Consider the following 19,556-nt stretch of genomic DNA (forward strand, 5'->3'; position numbering starts at 1 on the left):
GAGGAATTGTTAACCAACAAAGCAATATGTTCAATCAAAATGATTTCTTCGAAGGCGATTTTGCCATTGGATTTAACATTTCAAGAACCTGGTAAGATTTTAAATAAATCGGTTGTAAATAAACATCAAGAAAATGGTGTGAATTGAATAAATAAAGAGGATTCTCACTCCATAAAATAGGATGTGTTAATCCTCTTTTTCTTTTTTGAGTTATAAATCTAAAATCCAAGACATTACTGGGTTGAATAATAATATAAAAAGACAAAAAAGCATTGAAAATATTTTCAAAGTATGATAAATATCATTGAAATTTGGAAATGAAATACAGAAATTTACATCACAATTTAAATGCAATTTGAACAAACCCATTATCTGGATGTATTTTTATATTGTGTTGAATTTATAAAAAGTAATATAAACAATATGGAAAAAGAAAACAATAATTCATCCCGAAGGAATTTTCTAAGACTAGGCGCTTTAGGGGGAATAGCCTTAGCGGGAACAGCAATTGCAAAAGCGGTTACTGATGAAAGTCCAAAAACTACAGGTAAAAAAGTAAAAGTTCTTACCGCTGACGGTAAATTAATTGAAGTAGATAGTTCTCTTGTTGATCACCATGCTTCAAATGATAAATTCAGCAAAGAAGAAGTTCGTCAAGGAATAGAAGGTAAAAAATTCATTAGAGTTATTGATTTGGCTAAATGTGCCAATGAAAGAAAATGTGTTGAGGGATGTCAAAAGGCACATAATTATTTAGCTCCAGTTGAATATATTAAGGTGAAAAAGATGCAAAATTCAGCACTTGAATCTCCTTATTGGTTTCCTACGATGTGTTACCATTGTGATAATCCTCCTTGTACAAAAGTTTGCCCTGTAGATGCTACATTCAAACGTTCTGACGGAATAGTAGCTATGGATTATGACCGTTGTATAGGCTGTAAATTCTGTATGGCAGCCTGTCCTTATTCTGCTCGAACTTTCAATTTTGGAAGACCGGAACAAATAAAATTTACAGAAGAACACGGAAAAGATACTTCAGATCCAAACCACTGCGCAACACCTTATGCGCAGGAGGGAACAGTAGCCAAATGTGATTTTTGTACAGATCGTTCCGCTAAAGGATTATTGCCAGCTTGCGTTGTTGAGTGTCCAAACGGTGCCATCCTTCACGGGGATGAATTAGAAGATGTCGTGACTAATGGGGAAGATACTTTTAGATTAAAAAAACTTTTGCAAGATAGAGGAGCTTACCGCCAATTTGAAGAATTAGGGACTAAACCACGTGTTTATTACTTACCTCCAGTGGCTCGAAATTTCCCGTTTGAAGATGCAACTGAAGCTCATAATACAAAAGAATAATCTTTAAAAAGTAAAATTATGTCTAAAGAAAAAAATATAGCAGAATCAACAAAATACGAAACCTTTACCCAGGAAGAATATATGGTTATGAAAGATGACCTGCTTCGTCCTATCGAAAAGACTGGAAAATGGGGTAAGATATGGATTGCATTTCTAACAGTAATATTTTTGGCTGGAGTAATTGCTTATTATTTACAGGAAAGTTTGGGTAAATCTGTTACTACAGGATTAAGTGATTATACCATGTGGGGTGTTTATATCTCCAACTTTTTGTTTTTAGTAGCCTTGAGTTTATCATCTGTATTTATGTCAGCAGTGCTAAAACTGACTCATTTTGAATGGTACAGACCGCTTTCAAGAATTGCTGATGTGATTTCCTTATCCAGTATTACTATGGCGGGAATATGTATCATGATTTCAATGGGACGTCCGGACAGATTGTATTTTTTGATCATTCATGGCCGTATACAATCTCCTATTGTTTGGGATATCATAGTTGTTGCTACTTATTTTGCAGCTTGCGTATTAGTGCTTTTTATTGCTTTAATTCCATCGCTGTCAACGTGCAAAAATCATTTGACAAACCTTCCGAAATGGCAATTAAAAATGTATGAAATTCTTTCTTTTGGATGGAAAGGAACTGCAGAGCAATGGAAAATATTAAAAAAGACCGTAAACATTTTAACTGTATTAGTAATACCATTGGGAATAGCTTTAAGAACAGTCAGCGCCTGGCTATTTTCAACAACTTTACGTCCAGAATGGGATAGTACTAATTTTGGTGCCTATTTTGTTTCAGGTTCTGCTTTATTGACTGTTGCTGTTATGATCATTGCCGTTTATGCATTTAGAAAAATATATGACTTAAAAAAATATTTGACAAATATGCATTTCGATAAAATGGGACAAGCCATGGTATTGTTTGGATTTGTATATGCCTATTTTAATATCAACGAATATCTTGTTCCTGCTTATAAAATGTCAAGTTTACACGCCAATCATTTATTGAACTTATTTGTTGGGGAAGATGCTCTTTTTTATTGGCTAGTAGTATTATTTGGTATTGCTGTGCCTTGTATTTTACCAATGTTTAAAAAATTGAGAAAACCATTTACTTTGACTCTTATTGCAGTCGCTGTTTTAATAGCTGGTTGGTTCAAATTTTATCTGATAGTAATTCCTGGTCTTTCACACCCTTTATTACCTATTCAAGATGTTCCACCTTCTTGGGCACATTATACTCCAAGTACTATTGAAATGACTATCGTTGCCGCAACAATTGCAGGAATTATGCTTTTAGTGACTGTGTTTTCAAAATATTTTCCTATCATATCCGTGTGGGAAGTTGCAGAAGGTAAATTAGAAGGAAAAGAAGAAATAATTAACTATAAATAATCCATAGATGGAAAAGTATAAATATTTTATCGCAACCTGCATCATGATTTTGTTTTCGATAGCAACTTCATATGCACAAGATAAAGAAGCAAAAATCGCACTGACTTTTGAAAAAGCTGATTCTCTCTTTGTTTGCAAGGCTTTAGTAACTTCTGAAGGCAAGCCAGTAATTGAAGTTCCAGTAAATTTATCTGTAAAACGATTGTTTAGTAACTTGGCAATAGGTGATGCCGTTTCTACGGATTCGACAGGTGTAGCTTCCTTTGAAGTTCCACAGGATATACCTTCCCATAATGGGAAATTGACTATATTTGCTAAGATAGTTGATGATGAAAACTATAAGAATACAGAAACAAGTGCTGAAGTAAATTGGGGCACAATAGTTGTTAGTGACAATGCAAATGTAGGCGAGCGTTCAATAGCTGCGGGAAGAAGTGGAGCTCCTATTTATTTTATAATTTCATCTCTTTTAGTTATTGGCCTCTTTTGGGGAATTTTAATATACGCAGTATTACAGGTAGTTAAAATTAAACGATTAGGAAGTTTAGATAAAATTTAAAGATTAAAACAATTATTAAAATTAAAAACAATTATTAAAATTAAAATTATGAAAAACATGAAAAAAATCATTTTTGGCTTAGCTATTTTAGCAGTCTTTACGTTCTCACAGACTACGAATGCTCAAGCAAAACCTAAAGGAAAAGAATGGAAAGTTCCTGCTGGTGATGCAAGCAAAAAAAGCCCAAAAGTAGATGCTGTAGCCGGTAAAGACATTTGGGGAACCAATTGTAAATCTTGTCATGGTATTAAAGGCCTAGGTGATGGAACTAAAGCAGAAAAAATTGATATCTCTTGTGGTGATTTTTCATCAAAAGAATTTCAATCTAAATCAGACGGTGAATTATTTTACTATACTAAAATTGGTAGAAAACCAATGCCTTCATTTAAAGAAAAATTAAGTGATACTGAAGTTTGGCAAGTAGTTGCTTACATGAGAACTTTTAAAAAATAGTCTTTAAGTTTATAATGAAGTGAGGGTTTGAGCAATCAAACCCTTTTTTATGCTCTGTTTTTTAATACTTACAACTTTTAAGCATAAAAAAATCCTGTTCATCTAAGAACAGGATTTATTATGTTATTTTGAATTAGTGATTACTTGCTCCACTCAGCAATACTGTCTTTATTCATTTTTACGTAATCTTGATTTTTTGCAATTTCTGCACCAGCAAGAGATATTTTGGCAGTTTCAATTGCTCCTTTTTTGTCACCTTGTTTGGCCTGAATCAATGATTTTAAACGGTAATAAAAATACGGTTTATCTTTACTCATATCCAAAGCTTTGTTTGCATAATTCAAGGCTTTTACCAAATCTCCATTGGACTGAAATAAATATTGTGCTGAGGAGAAATAATCACCGGCAGTTGGTCCCGCTAATGCTTTTTCAATACTTGCCATAGCAATTTTTGCTGTTGGTACTTCAAACTTAAGTGCGACTATCGTTTTCTCCCATGACAATTCTAAATGTGCAAAATTATTATCTAGATTATTGATTCCGATAGTAAAACTTTCGACAAATCTATCGATATGTTCTGATTTTACAGTTGTTTTCAAAGCCACTTTTGTTTCATCCCAAGTTTCTGGATTTCCCCAGTTATCAGTAGAAGTGTAGAAAACAATTTCCCAATTATCAGCTTTTGGAGTTGTATATAAAGCATATTTCCCTTTTGGCAAAGTTTTTCCATCGATAACAACATCGTCGCTAAATGATATTGTCGTGTTTTCATTAGCGCCAGTTCTCCATAATTTTCCAAAAGGAACTAAATTATTGAAAACGTCTCTACCTTTTGCACTAGGTCTGGAATACACAATTTCAACAGTTGTCAATCCAACAACCTGTGTTAATGTTGACTTCGGACTTGGTTGAGGTGTTTTTACCTGAGCTTCGATAGCATAATTCGCAATCATCATTGCCAATACAAAAATAATTTTTTTCATAGTATTTAATTTAAATTTGTTCAAAATTACAAATTCAAGTATTCAAAAATGTTAATTATTACTTAATTTGAAATTAGAATTTTGATATTTTTTCAAAGCTCAATTCATCAAAATGATTAATAATAATATCTGCCTTTGATAAATCCTGCAGTTTAGAATTTTCGCTGTTGTAACCAATACAAAAAATTCCAGCGGCTTTAGCGGCAATTATTCCATTAGTGCTATCTTCAATCACGATGCAGTTTTCTTTTGAAACGATTGATAAATCAGCCGCATATTCAAAGATTTCCGGATGCGGTTTTGAATTGGGAAAATCTTCTCCACTAACAATATGGGAAAAATACTGATGTAAATTAAATCGTTTAAAAACACGGTCAATCGTCACTTTCGCTGCCGATGAAGCCACAATTAATTGCATTCCGTTTTGATGTAAATCCTTGATTAATTTTTCGACGCCTTCTATTAAATATAAATCTTCTTTATTGTCGAAAGCATCATTAAAAATAGTGCGTTTCCTTTGAATTAAATCCTCCACTTCAAGGTCAATAGGGAATAGTTCTTTCAGTTTTTGGAAGGTGTTTCGGGTAGAATTCCCCATAAACGAAGTAAACATTTCTTTTGAAACATCAATATTTAATTCGGTAAAGTGTTGGAAATAAGCATAACTATGCACTGGTTCAGTGTCAACAATTACGCCATCCATATCAAAAATTACGGTTTGGATCATTTTTTAGGTATTGGGTTTTAGGTTGCAATTTTGAATGCTAATTTTTAATCTAGTTTTCCGTCAAAATGCATTGTCCATTTCCCCTGAACTTTCATCACTTGTTCGATGACTTCGCGAACGGCTCCTTTTCCGCCATTTTTATGTGAAATGTATTTGGATATTACTTTGATTTCCGGGCTTGCATCTTGAGGGCAAGTGGGTAATCCAACGAGTTGCATCACGTGGTAATCAGGAATATCGTCGCCCATATATAAAACCTGTTCCGATTTAATATTATAAAGTTCAATGTATTCTTTAAAAGTTTCGACTTTATCCGGTGTGCCTAGGTGAATGTCGGTTATTCCAAGATTTCTCAATCGCACCCGAACCCCTTCGTTACTTCCTCCCGAAATAATGCATACGTTATAACCACTTTCTACGGCTGCTTTCATCGCATAACCATCGCGAATATTCATTGTTCGAAGAATTTCACCTTCATTGGTCACAAAAACGGAACTGTCTGTAAGAACGCCATCTACATCGAAAACAAATGTGGTGATGTCGTTCATTATTTCTTTATAACTCTTTGCCATTATTTTGTATAGATTGGGTTAGTATTTTATAGATTGTTGCATGATTTTTATTGGATAAAAAATCCAAATGAGCTTCTATTGTTTGCATATCATTGCGTTTTGCGGGACCGGTTTGCGCTTCTTTTGGAGAAAGTGTCATCACTTTGTTTACGGTTTCTAAAATTAATGGTTTTAATATTTCAAAAGGAACTTTATTTTCTTCGCAGATTTCATTGCCAATTCGATACATTTCATTCACAAAATTATTGACGAAAACAGCTGAAATATGTAATGCTTTGCGTTGTTTTTCATTGCTCTTGAAAACATTATTTGAAATAGTTTTAGCCACTTTTTCCAATAAATCAAAATCAGAATCATTTTCGCTTTCTAAACAAATTGGAATTAGGCTAAAATCAACATCTTTGCCTTTAGTAAAAGTTTGGAGAGGATAAAAAATGCCTCTTTTGTTTTTATTATCCAAGGATTCTATTGGCACACTTCCCGAAGTATGCACAACGAGACGATTTTCGAAAGGCAATTGTGAAGAAACTTTTGAAATGGCATCATCTGAAACGGCAATAATATAGATGTCAGCTTCGATCAAATCATTAAAATTTGTAGTGATTTTGCTGGAATCGAGAAGGGGGATGATTGTTTCTTTTTGTCTTGAAAAGACTTGCGAAACCTTGATTTCTTTGCTTTTGGCAAAAGCCTGAATCAAATGCTGGGCGACATTTCCGGATCCAATTATTACGAGTTTAATCATTTGCCAAAATTAACAAAAAAACTCAAAACTAATGCATAGTAATTTAATTGGATTTTGAAAGGATATTTATCAATAAAACAAAATATTTTTTTCCTTAATTTTGGATTAATTTAACAAGAGAGCAATTATGCAAGTCGACTATTTTAAGTACTTTTGGCATAATTTTATAAAAACGTAAATTCTTACAGATGATTAATAAAATAACTTCCGTTTTATTTTCTACCCGATTGATGGCCATACTTTTTCTGACTTTTGCAACTGCAATGGCAACAGGGACTTTTATCGAAAGCAAATATAATACTGATACTGCTCGAATATGGGTTTATAATGCCTGGTGGTTTGAAGGAATTATGCTCGTTTTTATGATTAATTTCATTGGAAACATCAAGCGTTATAATTTATTGAGAAAAGAAAAATGGGCAACACTTATGCTGCATTTGGCTTTTGTTTTCATCATTGCTGGAGCTTTTATCACTCGTTATGTAAGTTTTGAAGGAATGATGCCTATTCGCGAAGGGAATACTGAAAATATATTTTATTCCGATAAAATGTACCTCACTCTTTTTGTGGACGGACAATATCAAGGCGAAATGAGACGCAGAACTTTCGAAAAACCTTTATTGCTTTCGCCGGTTACCAACAATGATTTCTGTATTTCGGACCAATTTGATAAAACCAAATTTAATGTAAAATACGAGAATTTTATTATGGGAGCCAAAGAAGTCATCAAACCCGATGCAAAAGGCAGTTTATATCTTAAAATTGTAGAAGCCGGTGATGAAGGACGAGTAGAACATTTTCTGAAGGAAGGTGTGGTTCAAAATATTCACAATGTATTATTTTCATTGAATAAATTTACAGTAGGTGCCATAAATATTACCATAAATGATAGTATTTCAACCATTCAAACTCCATTTGAAGGACAGTTTATGCGAATGGCAGACAAATTGCAAGGCAAAGTTGCCAAAGATATTGTGCAACCTTTAATGATGCGTTCTTTGTACAGCATTGGCGATATGAGAGTGGTTTTTCCAGAGCCCGCAGCGAAAGGAACTATTGGATATGACACCAAAAACGATTTTAGAGCCAAAGGCAATAATGATGCTTTGATAGTTAAATTATCTGCTGATGGACTAGAAAAAACAGTCACATTAATTGGAACGAAAGGAAGAACAGGAGAGTCTAAAACTGTGAAAATAGGAAATTTGGAATATACTTTTACTTACGGAAACAAAGTGTATACTTTGCCTTTCAGTATCAAATTGAATGACTTTATAGCTCAAAAATATCCTGGAACTGAGAAAAGTTTTTCTTCGTTTGAAAGTCAGGTTACTGTTCGAGATAAAGCAGATGTTTTTGATTATAAAATATATATGAATCATATTTTAGACCATAACGGGTATCGATTTTTTCAATCTTCATTCGATCCGGACGAAAAAGGAACAGTATTGTCTGTAAATCACGATTATTGGGGAACCTTAGTAACTTATATTGGTTATTTTATGTTGTTTTTTGCCTTGATGGCCATTATGTTTACCAAGCATTCTCGCTTTGCTGATTTAAAACGAAAACTAGAAGTAGTGAAAAATAAAAAGGCGAATTTATTGACAATTTTTGTTTTGTTTTTGAGTTTTGGTGCTTTCGCCCAAAATCACAACGGTCAGTTTTTTAGCGAAAAACAATTAGATTCTATTCTTGAAAAACGAAAAGTACCTGAAGCTCACGCAGCTAAATTTGCTAGATTAGTTGTTCAGGATGCTGGCGGAAGAATGAAGCCTATAAATACCTTCTCCTCTGAATTGTTGCGAAAAGTGAGTCACAAAGATACTTATAACGGAATGAATTCTGATCAGGTGTTTTTGTCAATGACACAAGGAGGGAATATTTGGGTTCAAATCCCAATGATTTACATAAAAGCAGGAAATGACAGTATTCGTAAGATAATTGGTATTGATGCTACAAAAAAATATGCTTCATTTATTGACTTTTTTGATAATACTGGTAATTATAAATTATCACCTTATTTAGATGCGGCATATAAAAATGCAAATCCTAACCAATTTGAAATGGATTTTATCGAAACCGATAAAAAAGTGAATTTAATGGAAGCCGCTTTGAGCGGAAGCATTTTGAAAATTTTCCCGATTCCTGATGATGCCAATAACAAATGGGTTTCCTTTCCAGAATTGCAAAACGCTGGTTTAAAAGGAATGGCAGCAACCTATACCCAAAACATTCTTCAATTGTATTTCAGTGCTTTAGAAAAAGCATCTGTCAGTAATGATTATAAACAAGCTGACCAATTATTAGAAAGCATCAACGGTTTTCAGAAAAAATATGGTGCCAAAGTAATGCCAAGCGAACAAAAAATAAATTCTGAAATACTATATAATAAATACGATGTTTTCCAGAAATTGCCTTATTGGTATCTATACGCATCAATGTTAATGTTGTTATTTACTATTCTTAAAATTTTTAAAGAAAGAAAAGTCTTTGATTATACAATAAACTCGATGCATATTGTTATCGGTTTACTTTTTGTTTTACACACCGTTGCTTTGATAGCTCGTTGGTATATTTCGGGACACGCGCCTTGGAGTAATGCCTACGAATCCATTATTTATATAGCTTGGGCAACCATGTTTTTTGGATTGGCTTTTGACCGAAAATCCAAATTGACTGTGGCTTCATCTGCCTTTGTAACTGCGATGATGTTAATGGTTGCTACATGGAATTGGGTTGATCCTGAAATTGGCAATCTGCAACCTGTTTTGAATTCCTATTGGTTGATGATTCACGTGTCAATAATCGTGGGGAGTTACGGACCGTTTGCCTTGGGAATGATTTTAGGAGTAGTTTCTTTGCTATTGATTTTGTTTACCAATGAAAAAAACAAAGAAAAAATGAAATTAAGTATAAAGGAAATATCATACATTAATGAGATGGCTTTGACCATTGGTTTGGTAATGCTGACTATCGGGAATTTCCTTGGAGGTCAATGGGCCAACGAAAGTTGGGGTCGTTATTGGGGTTGGGATCCAAAAGAAACTTGGGCATTGATTAGTATTATGGTTTATGCTTTTGTGATTCACTCTCGATTTGTTCCTTCTTTAAGAGGAAAATGGGCTTTTAACCTGATGAGTATTTTTGCTTTTGTATCGATTTTGTTTACTTATTATGGAGTTAATTTCCATTTGGTAGGATTGCATTCTTATGCCAGCGGCGAAGCTCATTCATTAGCTTGGATATGGGAATCATTAGGCGCAATCACATTTTTTGGAGCTATTACGTATCCAAAATACAGAAAATATTATAAAAAATAAACTCAATATATTTCTAATACAAAAGGTTCAACTTTGCGGTTGAACCTTTTTTTATTTGTTTAATTGTGGAAATATTTTTTGATAACGATTTTTATGAAGTTTTTTAAATTAATTCAATCAAATTGAATCGTTTAAAATCTAATAGCCAAAAATTTTTGTAAGTAGAAATCCTAGTTTAAAAACAAAGTAATTATTTTTAAATCATCCCTGCCATTTTTGCCATTTGTACCAATGCTGTTGTGTCTCGAACACCTAATTTATCAATCATTTTACTGCGGTGATTGCCAACGGTATTGACACTAATAAATAACTTTTTGGCTATTTCTTTGGTGTCAAAATCTTCCGCTATTAATTTTAAAATTTCTTTTTCTCTTGTTGACAATAAATCTTTATCAGAATACTGCTTGTCTAAAGAATGAAATGTATGAACATATTCGCTGTTTTCGCCATGAGAAATCCGTATCCAATACTCCCTAAAATTCTTTTTAAGAAGATGATTGATATTCTGCACATAATTGAAAGTATAATTAAATTTCCTGTCTTCATTGTAATGGATAGGGGAACCTTTAGAAAAAAGGCAGATAGGTTTACCATCCAAAAGCATATATCTGATGCCACAATGAAATATTTGTATATTCATTCTTTGCTTAAAAGGAATATTCTCTAAAACTTCAGTTAACCACTTCACTGAATCTGAAAAAAAAAGTAAATACTCTTTTTCAAGTAGGCTCATTATCTGGACCATTCGTTCCGCTTGAGGCACTTCTGGAAGTTCGCCCCAAAATTCTTTTTCTCCTACTTCTAGAACAGGGGTGTAGTTAAGGTGATCAAATATTCCAATAACGGCATCTGTGCCTTTTATTCCGTTAAGTAACAGATTTGCTTCTTCTCTAAATCGCTCTACTTCTCCAATGGTATCGTCTATGAAAAACGATGTCGACATAGCTACAATCTTTTTATACAGAAAATCTGCATCCTGCATCTTTCTCAAACTATTTTCCTGCATATCTAATTTTTGTAAGTTTTCTTCTTTCACAATGTTTATCTCAGCAAATATAATCCAATAATAGGACTGAATGCGCAAAAAAAATTTATGCTTTATGAAGACCAAATGCACTTTATAATAGAACATTGTGATTTATAAGGAACATATTTTTTTTTATAAAATGCTAATATAGTGGATTTTAGTTTCTATTTTTTAATAAAGTCTTAAAAAATGATGATTATCACTATTTCCAGAGCTAATGGCTAAACCTAGTTTTACACCATGAAACAAACCAACTAAAAACTAGCAAACACTCGCATTATGATAGCAACAACTACTTATTCAAAACGGCAAGTCATACCGGCATTTTTCATTAATAATGCTAAACTTGTTGACCCAAAAAACGATAGTGCTTTACTTGTAAAGTTGGTTCAATCAAAAAGTGAAAGAGGTTTCCACACCTTATACAACAAATATTGTGGTGCTCTTTATGGTGTAATTATAAAACTTGTTAAACGAACAGATGTTGCTGATGATTTATTGCAGGATACTTTTGTAAAAATATGGAAAAACATTGACACTTTTGACAGCTCAAAAGGAACAATATATACCTGGATGTTAAATATTGCCAGAAATCATGCTGTTGATTATCTACGTTCATCTACTTATCGAAAACAATTGCTTCAAGTAGAAATTGATTTGTTTTCTCATTGTACAGATAGTATAGGAAATACTGTTTCAAATAGTTGTCCAATAGAGTTTAAAGATTTCAAGAACAAGGCATTGCAATTAGATCCAAAATATACTGAGGTCATTGATTTGATTTACTTTTATGGCTGGACACAGGAGCAAACTGCCGAAATTCTCAAATTACCTTTGGGAACAATAAAAACAAGGGCAAGAAAAGGACTTAGTTTGTTAAAAATGCTTTATCAACAATAGAGTATAAAATAATATAACCATTCTTTTAATGCCGTTACTTGTAAAGTAATTCAACTATAAAAACATAAAATAAACAAATGAATATAGGGGATTATATCACAAGTGGGATTTTGCAAGATTATTGCCTCGGATTGCTTACAGTTGAAGAAGAAAGAAAAGTAGAAACCATGTGTCACGATTATCCAGTTGTTGCAAAAGAACTGCATTTATTGCTACAAACACTTGATAAATACGTGGAAAACGATACTATTTCAAGTCGAGATGAATTCCGAATGAAAGTATGGGAAGCTGTGAAAAAATTATGGAAAGAGAATCCTTAGTTATATTAAAACTTCCAGCCTTTTAAAGGCCAGAAGATTTAATTAAAAAAACAATTTACACTTTACCTAAAGCATATAATTGTTCCATTGTAGGCGTTTTACTTCCACCAGCAGGTTCAAGAGTAATCCCAAAAGCTTCTGCATCGCCAGTTTTCTCTACAGCAAATATTTTTTCTTTATTGGCACTAAAGTCAGACAATAATCCAATGCTTGTAGGCGTCAGTTGAGGAAGTAATTTTAAAGACCAAATTTGGTACACCATTCCTTTTGGTGGTTCAGGCAAACCGGCAGCATCTACATAAACCACTTCCGTCTCTTTATTCCAATAAATTTTGGCAGATGATTTAGGAGAAACAGCTTGACCACTAAGGTTGATTACCGCATTTTTTTCATCACGAATAACTGTCAAAGCGGTTAATGTTTGTTTGTTTTTTAGTTTTAAGCCCACAACAGTTTCTTGAAGATTTGTTTTTTCTTTTTGGGCAGTTAATACCTGATTTTGGGTATTATTCAATTGAGTATATTGATAACCAATACCAAGCAAAAGCGCCACAGCAGCTGCCCATCCCACATATTGAGACCAATTATTTTGTGGTTTAATTTCAATTACTTTTGAATATTTAAAATCTAATTTAGCTTTTATTTTTTCAAAATTATCGGCAGATAAAAACGGAGAAAAACTTGTCGATAAATTAACAATTGCTTTTTCAATTGAAATGATTTCGTTTTCAATTTCCCTGTGTTTTTTTGCCATTTGGCTTACTTCTATATTTTCGGCTTCAGAAAGCAAACCATAGACATAGAGTTCTAAAATTCCGCTTTCTATATATTGTTTTATATCCATTATACTTTTAAATAAGTTCTTAAATCATTGATGCAATTTCTGTTTTGTGTTTTGACGGTTCCTAGCGGAATGGCAAGTTCGTCAGATGCTTCCTGTTGTGTATAGCCTTGAAAGAATAGCAATTCGATAATTTCAATGCACTTTGGTTTTAATTTTTTTACAAATTCTAGAATACCAATGGTGTCGATTCTATTGGTTAGTTTATTACTGTCGTCCACTAGATGTACAAAATTATCAGCTGATAGATTTTTTTGGCTATTATTATATCCTTTAGATCTTAGTTTATCTATTGCAGTGTTTCTGGCAATATTCAACATCCAAGTGTAAAACCTTCCTTTACTCTCGGAATAACCGTCAATGCTTTTCCAGATTTTTACAAATACTTCCTGTAAAGTGTCTTCTGCATCTTCCGTTTCTTTTAAAAGATTGGATATTACCGAAAATAAACTTTTTGAATACATATCATACATGATAGTAAATGCCCTTTCATCCTTTTTGAGCATTAACGGAATTAATTCTTCTTGTGTCATTGTTTTTGTTTTTTGTTCTTATGAACATATACGTATGAATTCAATTTTTGGTTTTTATAAAGGTAATTTTTTTTAAAACTAATTAATTTCAATTCTAAAATAAAAATAAAGTTAAAAAATATATTTTATAAATACCTGTAAATCAATTAATTAAATTTATTTTTTATTTTTTTTGTCTTTTTTTAAATCCAAAACCAATCCGTTCTCGTAAATCTATTTTTAACCTTTTAAATTAAATAACAATGAAAAAAACAAAAATTGTATTAGGTCTGTCGCTGGTGGCGATTTCAGGTCTAGTTTTTATGGCAGCGGATCACGCAGATGCTCCAGCTGTAACAGGTAATGCTTCAGACATTACAGATGTATATGCTTTTCAAGGGCAAGATACAAACAATATGGTATTTGTAGTAAATACTCAAGGATTACTGACACCGGCTGCAACTGCAGGTGCAACGTTTAACGAAAATGTGTTGCAAGAGATTAACATTGACACTAATGGTGATAATGTAGAGGATCTAGTTATTCAAGCTATTAGAAAAAATGACAAAATGTATTTCTTTGGTCCAGTTGCTCCTGGAACTACAGGTGTTACGAGTACTGTAAAAACAGATGCTGTCGCTGGAAATGTTGAGATTTCTAAATACGGAAGTGCTCCAATTATTGGTACTTCAAACGGTATGAAGTTTTTTGCTGGCCCAAGAGATGATCCATTCTTTTTTGATTTAAATCAATTCAAGCATATTCTTGCTGGAGAAGCATCAGGTTTTAACAATCCTGGAACTGACACATTTGGTGGTACAAACGTACTTTCTACTATAATTGAAGTTCCGAAATCTTTATTGGGTTCTTCTTCTACTATAAACGTTTGGGCTGAAACTAAGAAAAAACAATAATTAATTATTTAAATCTTAAAATCATGAGAACAAATAAATTTAGAATAGTAGTATTGTCTCTCTTCAGTTTTTCTTTAGCGTTTGTAAGCTGCAGTAAAGACGAAAATAGCGCTAATGAAACTAGTGCTATTAGTGCAAATAAATTTGGAGTTAATTTTTCAGGAACTTTTGTACAGCAAGATCAAATGGCAAGACCAGCGATAAACACCGTCTTTATTAAATCTGGTGCTCCAAAAGATGCTTTTAATGCGGCGATTCCGTCTGAAATGGGTACAGCTTATCGATCTATTTTTGAATCTAGATTATTGGCTTTAAATCCTGGATATACCACAAACGCTTTAGGGTTAACGGCTTCGCAATTTACAGGTATTTTATCAACTGATGTATTAAATGTGAGTAAAACCGCTCCAACAACTTTCTTTGACGGAACGAATGTTCTTACAGGAAGAGCACTTGCCGATGATGTAATTGATACGGAATTGTTGTTGATTTTTGGTGGACCTACCGGTGCTTCAAATCCTACGTTAACATCGGATAATGTCAATGCAAATGATAAAGCATTTTCTAATAAATTCCCTTATTTGGCTTCGGCTTGGTAAAAAAAATAGAAATCAGGGCGTATGAATTATGCGCTCTGATTTAATTCTTTAAATATAATAAATATAAAATAATGCATAAATATAAAATAATAACAATGTCATTTGTTTTTGCGGCAACACTATTTGTAAGCTGCGACAAAAATGACAATACATCTTCACCACAACTTGATTTTGCGGGTAGTTATGTTCAACAAGATCAAATGGCTCGTCCTGCAATAAACACTGTTTTTATTGCTTCTGGCGCACCTAAAGACGCTTTCAACGCAGCTATTCCATCTGCAATGGGTGCTAATTATCAATCTATTTTTCAATCTAGATTATTGGCTTTGAATGCGGGTTACACTACAAATGCGTTAGGTCAAACTGCGGCACAATTTACAGGATTGTTGTCAACAGATGTTTTGAATGTTAAGAAAACCGGCAAAACTACTTTTTTTGACGGAACAAATGTATTAACAGGTCGTGCTCTTGCAGATGATGTTATTGATGTGGAATTGCTATTGATTTTTGGCGGACCAGCCGGGACTTCAAATGCTGGATTAACATCAGATCACGTTAATGCAAATGACAAAGCTTTTACAGCTTCCTTTCCTTACCTGGCAACAGCCTGGTAAAAATAAATTAGTCAGAGCGTGTAGTAATGCGCTCTGATTTTAATAAAAACAACAAAATGAAAACAATAAAAACACTATCAACTTTACTATTTACTGCTTTACTGATGTTAAGTTGTAATCAAAAATCAAACAAAATTATTGCTCAAAAAGATTACAATAAATATTTAGAAATTAAAGACAATAAATCGAGAGATTTTGCTCAAGGTGAAATTAATTTTTGGCAAAAAAAATACGATAAAGCACCCAATCAAACAAGTTATTTAAGCCTTATAGCATCCAATTATTCCAAACTTTTTGAAAACACTGGCAATATAAAATACTTGTACAAAGTCGAAGAATTGTTATTGCAAGTTAATAAAGAATATCACTATCAAGGTGTTGGAAGCATACGTTCACTAGGAAGAAATTATATTTCGCAACATCGTTTTAAAGAAGCTTTGGTGTTGGCAAACAAAGCATTGGCTATTGGCGAAGGAATGAAAGAAACGCAAAAATTGCTTTTTGATGTGAATATGGAATTAGGAAATTATACTGATGCCGAGAAAAATTTAAAATATCTAAACGACAGTCGCGATTTTGATTATCTCATTCGGGTTTCAAAATGGAATGATCATTTAGGAGATTTAAAAACGGCAATTTCATTAATGGAAAAAGCCCGTGATATTGCCGAAATAAACGATAATAATTCCTTAAAAATATGGACATATTCCAATCTTGGAGATTTAAACGGTCACGCCGGAAACATTCAAACTTCGTATGATTATTATCTAAAAACCCTGGCAGTAGAACCTAACAATAGTTATGCGCTAAAAGGAATTGCTTGGATTGCGTTTTCACACGAAAAAGATACCAAAGAGGCAAACCGAATTATTGACAACATTTCAAAAAGGCATCATACTCCCGATTTTTATTTGCTAAAAGCTCAAATTGCTGAATATGAGAATGATTTTTTGTCTAAAAAAACAAACTTGAACGACTATTTTACGATGTTGAATACGATCAATTATGGAGCTATGTATAACAAATACAATACTTTAATTTATGCTGATGATAAAAATACGGCTTCAAAAGCACTGGAAATTGCCAAAATAGAGATCGATCACAGACCCACGCCAGATTCTTATGATTTATTAGCCTGGTCGTATTATAATTTGGGCGATAGCAAAAAAGCATTGGCAATCGAAGAAGAATATGTGGTTGGAAAATCATTTGAACCAAAACTAAATTACCATTTGGCAACTATCTATAAAGCCAATAATTTGAATGAAAAAGTTACTCCAATAAAGAAAGAATTACTAAAAAGCACCTTTGAATTAGGGCCTAATTTGGAGAAAAAAATCATAAATCTGTAATGAAAAATTTTTATTCGCTGATAATGTTCCTTTTCTGTTTTTTGGCTCAAAGCCAAATTCAAAAAGGAATTATCAAAGATTCCATTGGTAATCCAATAGAAAACGCCTATGTTATCAATACCAATTCTCAAAGCCATTCACATACAAATGAGTTTGGAAGTTTTAGTATTGACAAAACCAATAAAGGTGACGTGCTAAAAATTTCGGCGATTGGTTTTAAAAAAGCTGATTTCATCTTTGAATCCAATGATTTTACCATTGTTTTGCAAGAGGATGTTTATAGTTTAGATCAAGTCATTATTCAGCCAAAATTGAATGCAATGAATGTGATTTCTAAAATAGATTTGCAAACAGCACCCGTAAATTCCTCGCAAGAAGTTTTACGAAAAGTACCTGGATTATTCATAGGGCAACACGCTGGTGGAGGCAAAGCGGAGCAACTTTTTTTGCGTGGGTTTGATATCGATCACGGAACTGATTTGGCAGTTTCAGTAGATGGAATGCCGGTAAATATGGTTTCTCACGCACATGGGCAAGGCTATGCTGATTTGCATTTTGTGATACCGGAAACCATCGAAAAAATCGATTTTGGCAAAGGGACTTATTATGCTAACAAAGGCGATTTTGCCACGGCTGGTTACGTTTCTTTTATCACAAAAGAAAAAATCAACAACAATTATATCAGTGTTGAAGCAGGACAATTCAATACTTTTAAAACCGTAGGGCTTTTCAATTTATTGGATAAACAAAAAAAACAAAACGCCTATTTTGCAACCGAATATATTATGACAAACGGGCCTTTTGACTCGCCACAAAATTTTAAACGCATCAATTTATTTGGGAAATACACGAGTGTTTTAGCTGATAACACAAAATTTTCGGTAAACGTTTCGCATTTTACAAGCAAATGGGATGCTTCGGGTCAAATACCGCAACGATTAATCGATGCGGGTTTAATTTCAAGATTTGGAGCCGTTGACAACACCGAAGGTGGAAAAACATCAAGGTCGAATATCAATATTTCATTGGTTAAACCAATAAGCGAATCCACTTTTTTGAAGGCAAACGCTTTTTATTCGAACTATAATTTTGAGTTGTATTCTAATTTTACCTTTTTTCTGGAAGACCCAATAAACGGTGATCAAATCCGTCAGAAAGAAAGCCGGAATATTTTTGGTTTAAACACAGAATTGAATAAAAAAGCAACAAATGCAAATTTTCAATTGGGTTTTGGTTTGCGAAATGACGCTACACAAAACACTGAATTATCGCATACAGCGCAGCGTTACACAACTTTGAATACTTTAAAATTAGGAAATATTGATCAAACTAACATTTTTTCATATGCAAATGCTGAATTCGATTTTGGAAAATTAAAAATTAATCCAGCCTTACGATTCGATTATTTTAAGTTTGAATACCAAGATAAATTAGCTGCAAATTACAGCACCAAAACCGTGGATAAAGTAAAATTTTCGCCAAAACTGAATTTTATTTTTACTCAAAATAACAATCTGCAATTCTATTTAAAATCAGGTTTTGGATTTCATTCAAATGATACAAGAGTTGTGGTTGCCAATGAAGGGAAAGACCCGAGAGCTTTGCTCGAACAGGCGAAGCAAATTTTACCAACCGCTTTTGGAACCGATTTAGGAATAATTGCCAAACCATTTCCAAAATTAATACTTAATGGTGCTCTTTGGATTTTGAATTTACAAGAAGAACTGGTTTATGTTGGCGATGCTGCAACAGTTGAGATTTCGGGAAGGACAAAACGTATGGGAGCTGATTTTGGTTTGCGGTATCAGTTCACAGATTATTTCTTTTTTGACACAGATGTAAATTATACTTACGCCAGAAGCATTGATGCGCCAAAGGGACAAAATTATATTCCGCTAGCACCAGATTTGACTGCAACTGCGGGTTTAAACAGTAGTAAATACAATGGATTCTCGGGAGGATTTCATTTTAGATATTTAAAATCGAGACCAGCAAACGAAGACAATTCTATAGTGGCTAAAGGATATATGGTTTCTGATGTGAATTTAAATTATGAGTATAAAAACGTGACATTTGGATTCACAGCCGAAAATGTTTTTAATGCAAAATGGAATGAAACGCAATTTGCTACAGAATCAAGACTAAAAAATGAATCGCAAAGTGTTGAAGAAATTCACTTTACACCTGGAACGCCATTTTTTTTGAAAGCAAAAATTGCGTATAGGTTTTAATTTAATTTGGTTGGTTTTTTGTTTGATAATAGAAACTTCATTTGATAGTTGTCGTATCTATTGTTTTTGTTTTGAAGCCCAATTGTTTATGATTGGGCTTCATTTTTTAATATTATTAAAACTTTAGGAA

20 protein-coding genes are annotated in these 19,556 nt (G+C 33.0%); 13 read left to right on the plus strand and 7 right to left on the minus strand.

All coding sequences use genetic code 11. The annotated features are described in order from the left end of the window. Positions 1-5 precede the first annotated feature (5 nt). From IR213_RS16610 to IR213_RS03525, 5 genes are all read left to right on the plus strand, one after another. Positions 6-95 (plus strand): DUF5777 family beta-barrel protein, encoded by a 90-nt coding sequence (locus IR213_RS16610; protein ID WP_394354901.1) that lies wholly within the window; start codon positions 6-8, stop codon positions 93-95. A 328-nt stretch (positions 96-423) separates the two neighbouring features. Next, entirely contained in the window at positions 424-1,359 is a 936-nt protein-coding gene (locus IR213_RS16545; protein ID WP_194310926.1) for a 4Fe-4S dicluster domain-containing protein, read from the plus strand. A gap of 18 nt (positions 1,360-1,377) precedes the next feature. Continuing rightward, positions 1,378-2,754, plus strand: coding sequence for an NrfD/PsrC family molybdoenzyme membrane anchor subunit (nrfD, locus tag IR213_RS03515; protein ID WP_194310927.1), 1,377 nt, complete (start codon positions 1,378-1,380; stop codon positions 2,752-2,754). Positions 2,755-2,761: 7 nt separating this feature from the next. Further along, the gene (locus IR213_RS03520; protein WP_194310928.1) at positions 2,762-3,313 is read left to right on the plus strand and encodes a hypothetical protein; all 552 of its coding nucleotides are present in this window, start codon (positions 2,762-2,764) and stop codon (positions 3,311-3,313) included. A gap of 48 nt (positions 3,314-3,361) precedes the next feature. Continuing rightward, entirely contained in the window at positions 3,362-3,766 is a 405-nt protein-coding gene (locus IR213_RS03525; protein ID WP_194310929.1) for a c-type cytochrome, read from the plus strand. Between the two features lie 140 nt (positions 3,767-3,906). On the opposite strand, the gene IR213_RS03530 is transcribed toward IR213_RS03525, so the two are convergent. From IR213_RS03530 to IR213_RS03545, 4 genes are all read right to left on the minus strand, one after another. Next, positions 3,907-4,749 (minus strand): DUF2911 domain-containing protein, encoded by an 843-nt coding sequence (locus tag IR213_RS03530; protein WP_194310930.1) that lies wholly within the window; start codon positions 4,747-4,749, stop codon positions 3,907-3,909. 73 nt (positions 4,750-4,822) lie between these two features. After that, entirely contained in the window at positions 4,823-5,476 is a 654-nt protein-coding gene (locus IR213_RS03535; RefSeq protein ID WP_194310931.1) for an HAD family hydrolase, read from the minus strand. A 44-nt stretch (positions 5,477-5,520) separates the two neighbouring features. Then, the gene (locus tag IR213_RS03540) at positions 5,521-6,048 is read right to left on the minus strand and encodes a KdsC family phosphatase (protein ID WP_194310932.1); all 528 of its coding nucleotides are present in this window, start codon (positions 6,046-6,048) and stop codon (positions 5,521-5,523) included. Next, complete coding sequence (locus tag IR213_RS03545) at positions 6,032-6,793, minus strand: Rossmann-like and DUF2520 domain-containing protein (protein WP_194310933.1); 762 nt, start codon at positions 6,791-6,793, stop codon at positions 6,032-6,034. Before IR213_RS03545 ends, IR213_RS03540 begins: the two co-directional genes overlap by 17 nt. Positions 6,794-6,981: 188 nt before the next feature. Between IR213_RS03545 and ccsA the strand changes: the two genes are divergently transcribed. Then, complete coding sequence (gene ccsA, locus IR213_RS03550; RefSeq protein WP_194310934.1) at positions 6,982-10,116, plus strand: cytochrome c biogenesis protein; 3,135 nt, start codon at positions 6,982-6,984, stop codon at positions 10,114-10,116. A 196-nt stretch (positions 10,117-10,312) separates the two neighbouring features. Here ccsA and IR213_RS16550 read toward each other — a convergent pair whose 3' ends face one another. After that, complete coding sequence (locus IR213_RS16550) at positions 10,313-11,152, minus strand: response regulator transcription factor (RefSeq protein WP_194310935.1); 840 nt, start codon at positions 11,150-11,152, stop codon at positions 10,313-10,315. 270 nt (positions 11,153-11,422) lie between these two features. Here IR213_RS16550 and IR213_RS03560 point away from each other — a divergent pair, with 270 nt between their 5' ends. Together IR213_RS03560 and IR213_RS03565 are read left to right on the plus strand one after the other, a co-directional pair. After that, on the plus strand, positions 11,423-12,043 hold the full coding sequence (locus IR213_RS03560; protein ID WP_194310936.1) for an RNA polymerase sigma factor: 621 nt from the start codon (positions 11,423-11,425) through the stop codon (positions 12,041-12,043). A 77-nt stretch (positions 12,044-12,120) separates the two neighbouring features. Beyond that, positions 12,121-12,363 (plus strand): hypothetical protein, encoded by a 243-nt coding sequence (locus IR213_RS03565; protein ID WP_194310937.1) that lies wholly within the window; start codon positions 12,121-12,123, stop codon positions 12,361-12,363. A gap of 55 nt (positions 12,364-12,418) precedes the next feature. Here the strand turns inward: IR213_RS03565 and IR213_RS03570 are convergent, their stop codons facing one another. Both IR213_RS03570 and IR213_RS03575 read right to left on the minus strand, forming a co-directional pair. Next, positions 12,419-13,207: an anti-sigma factor gene (locus IR213_RS03570; protein WP_194310938.1), complete on the minus strand. Its 789-nt coding sequence runs from the start codon at positions 13,205-13,207 to the stop codon at positions 12,419-12,421. Continuing rightward, a complete protein-coding gene (locus tag IR213_RS03575; protein WP_194310939.1) occupies positions 13,207-13,737 on the minus strand; it encodes an RNA polymerase sigma factor in 531 nt (176 codons plus the stop codon). The genes IR213_RS03570 and IR213_RS03575 overlap by 1 nt, the downstream gene beginning before the upstream one ends. Before the next feature lie 242 nt (positions 13,738-13,979). Between IR213_RS03575 and IR213_RS03580 the strand changes: the two genes are divergently transcribed. The 5 genes from IR213_RS03580 (at position 13,980) to IR213_RS03600 (ending at position 19,426) form a co-directional block, all read left to right on the plus strand. Continuing rightward, entirely contained in the window at positions 13,980-14,630 is a 651-nt protein-coding gene (locus tag IR213_RS03580) for a DUF4331 family protein (protein WP_194310940.1), read from the plus strand. 23 nt (positions 14,631-14,653) lie between these two features. Then, complete coding sequence (locus IR213_RS03585) at positions 14,654-15,229, plus strand: DUF4331 family protein (RefSeq protein ID WP_194310941.1); 576 nt, start codon at positions 14,654-14,656, stop codon at positions 15,227-15,229. 95 nt (positions 15,230-15,324) lie between these two features. Next, positions 15,325-15,843 (plus strand): DUF4331 family protein, encoded by a 519-nt coding sequence (locus IR213_RS03590; RefSeq protein WP_228479077.1) that lies wholly within the window; start codon positions 15,325-15,327, stop codon positions 15,841-15,843. A gap of 56 nt (positions 15,844-15,899) precedes the next feature. Beyond that, entirely contained in the window at positions 15,900-17,195 is a 1,296-nt protein-coding gene (locus tag IR213_RS03595; protein WP_194310943.1) for a tetratricopeptide repeat protein, read from the plus strand. Beyond that, on the plus strand, positions 17,195-19,426 hold the full coding sequence (locus tag IR213_RS03600; protein ID WP_194310944.1) for a TonB-dependent receptor: 2,232 nt from the start codon (positions 17,195-17,197) through the stop codon (positions 19,424-19,426). The genes IR213_RS03595 and IR213_RS03600 overlap by 1 nt, the downstream gene beginning before the upstream one ends. Positions 19,427-19,556: the final 130 nt, after the last annotated feature.

The organism is Flavobacterium soyangense (assembly GCF_015277675.1).
Classification (GTDB): domain Bacteria; phylum Bacteroidota; class Bacteroidia; order Flavobacteriales; family Flavobacteriaceae; genus Flavobacterium; species Flavobacterium soyangense.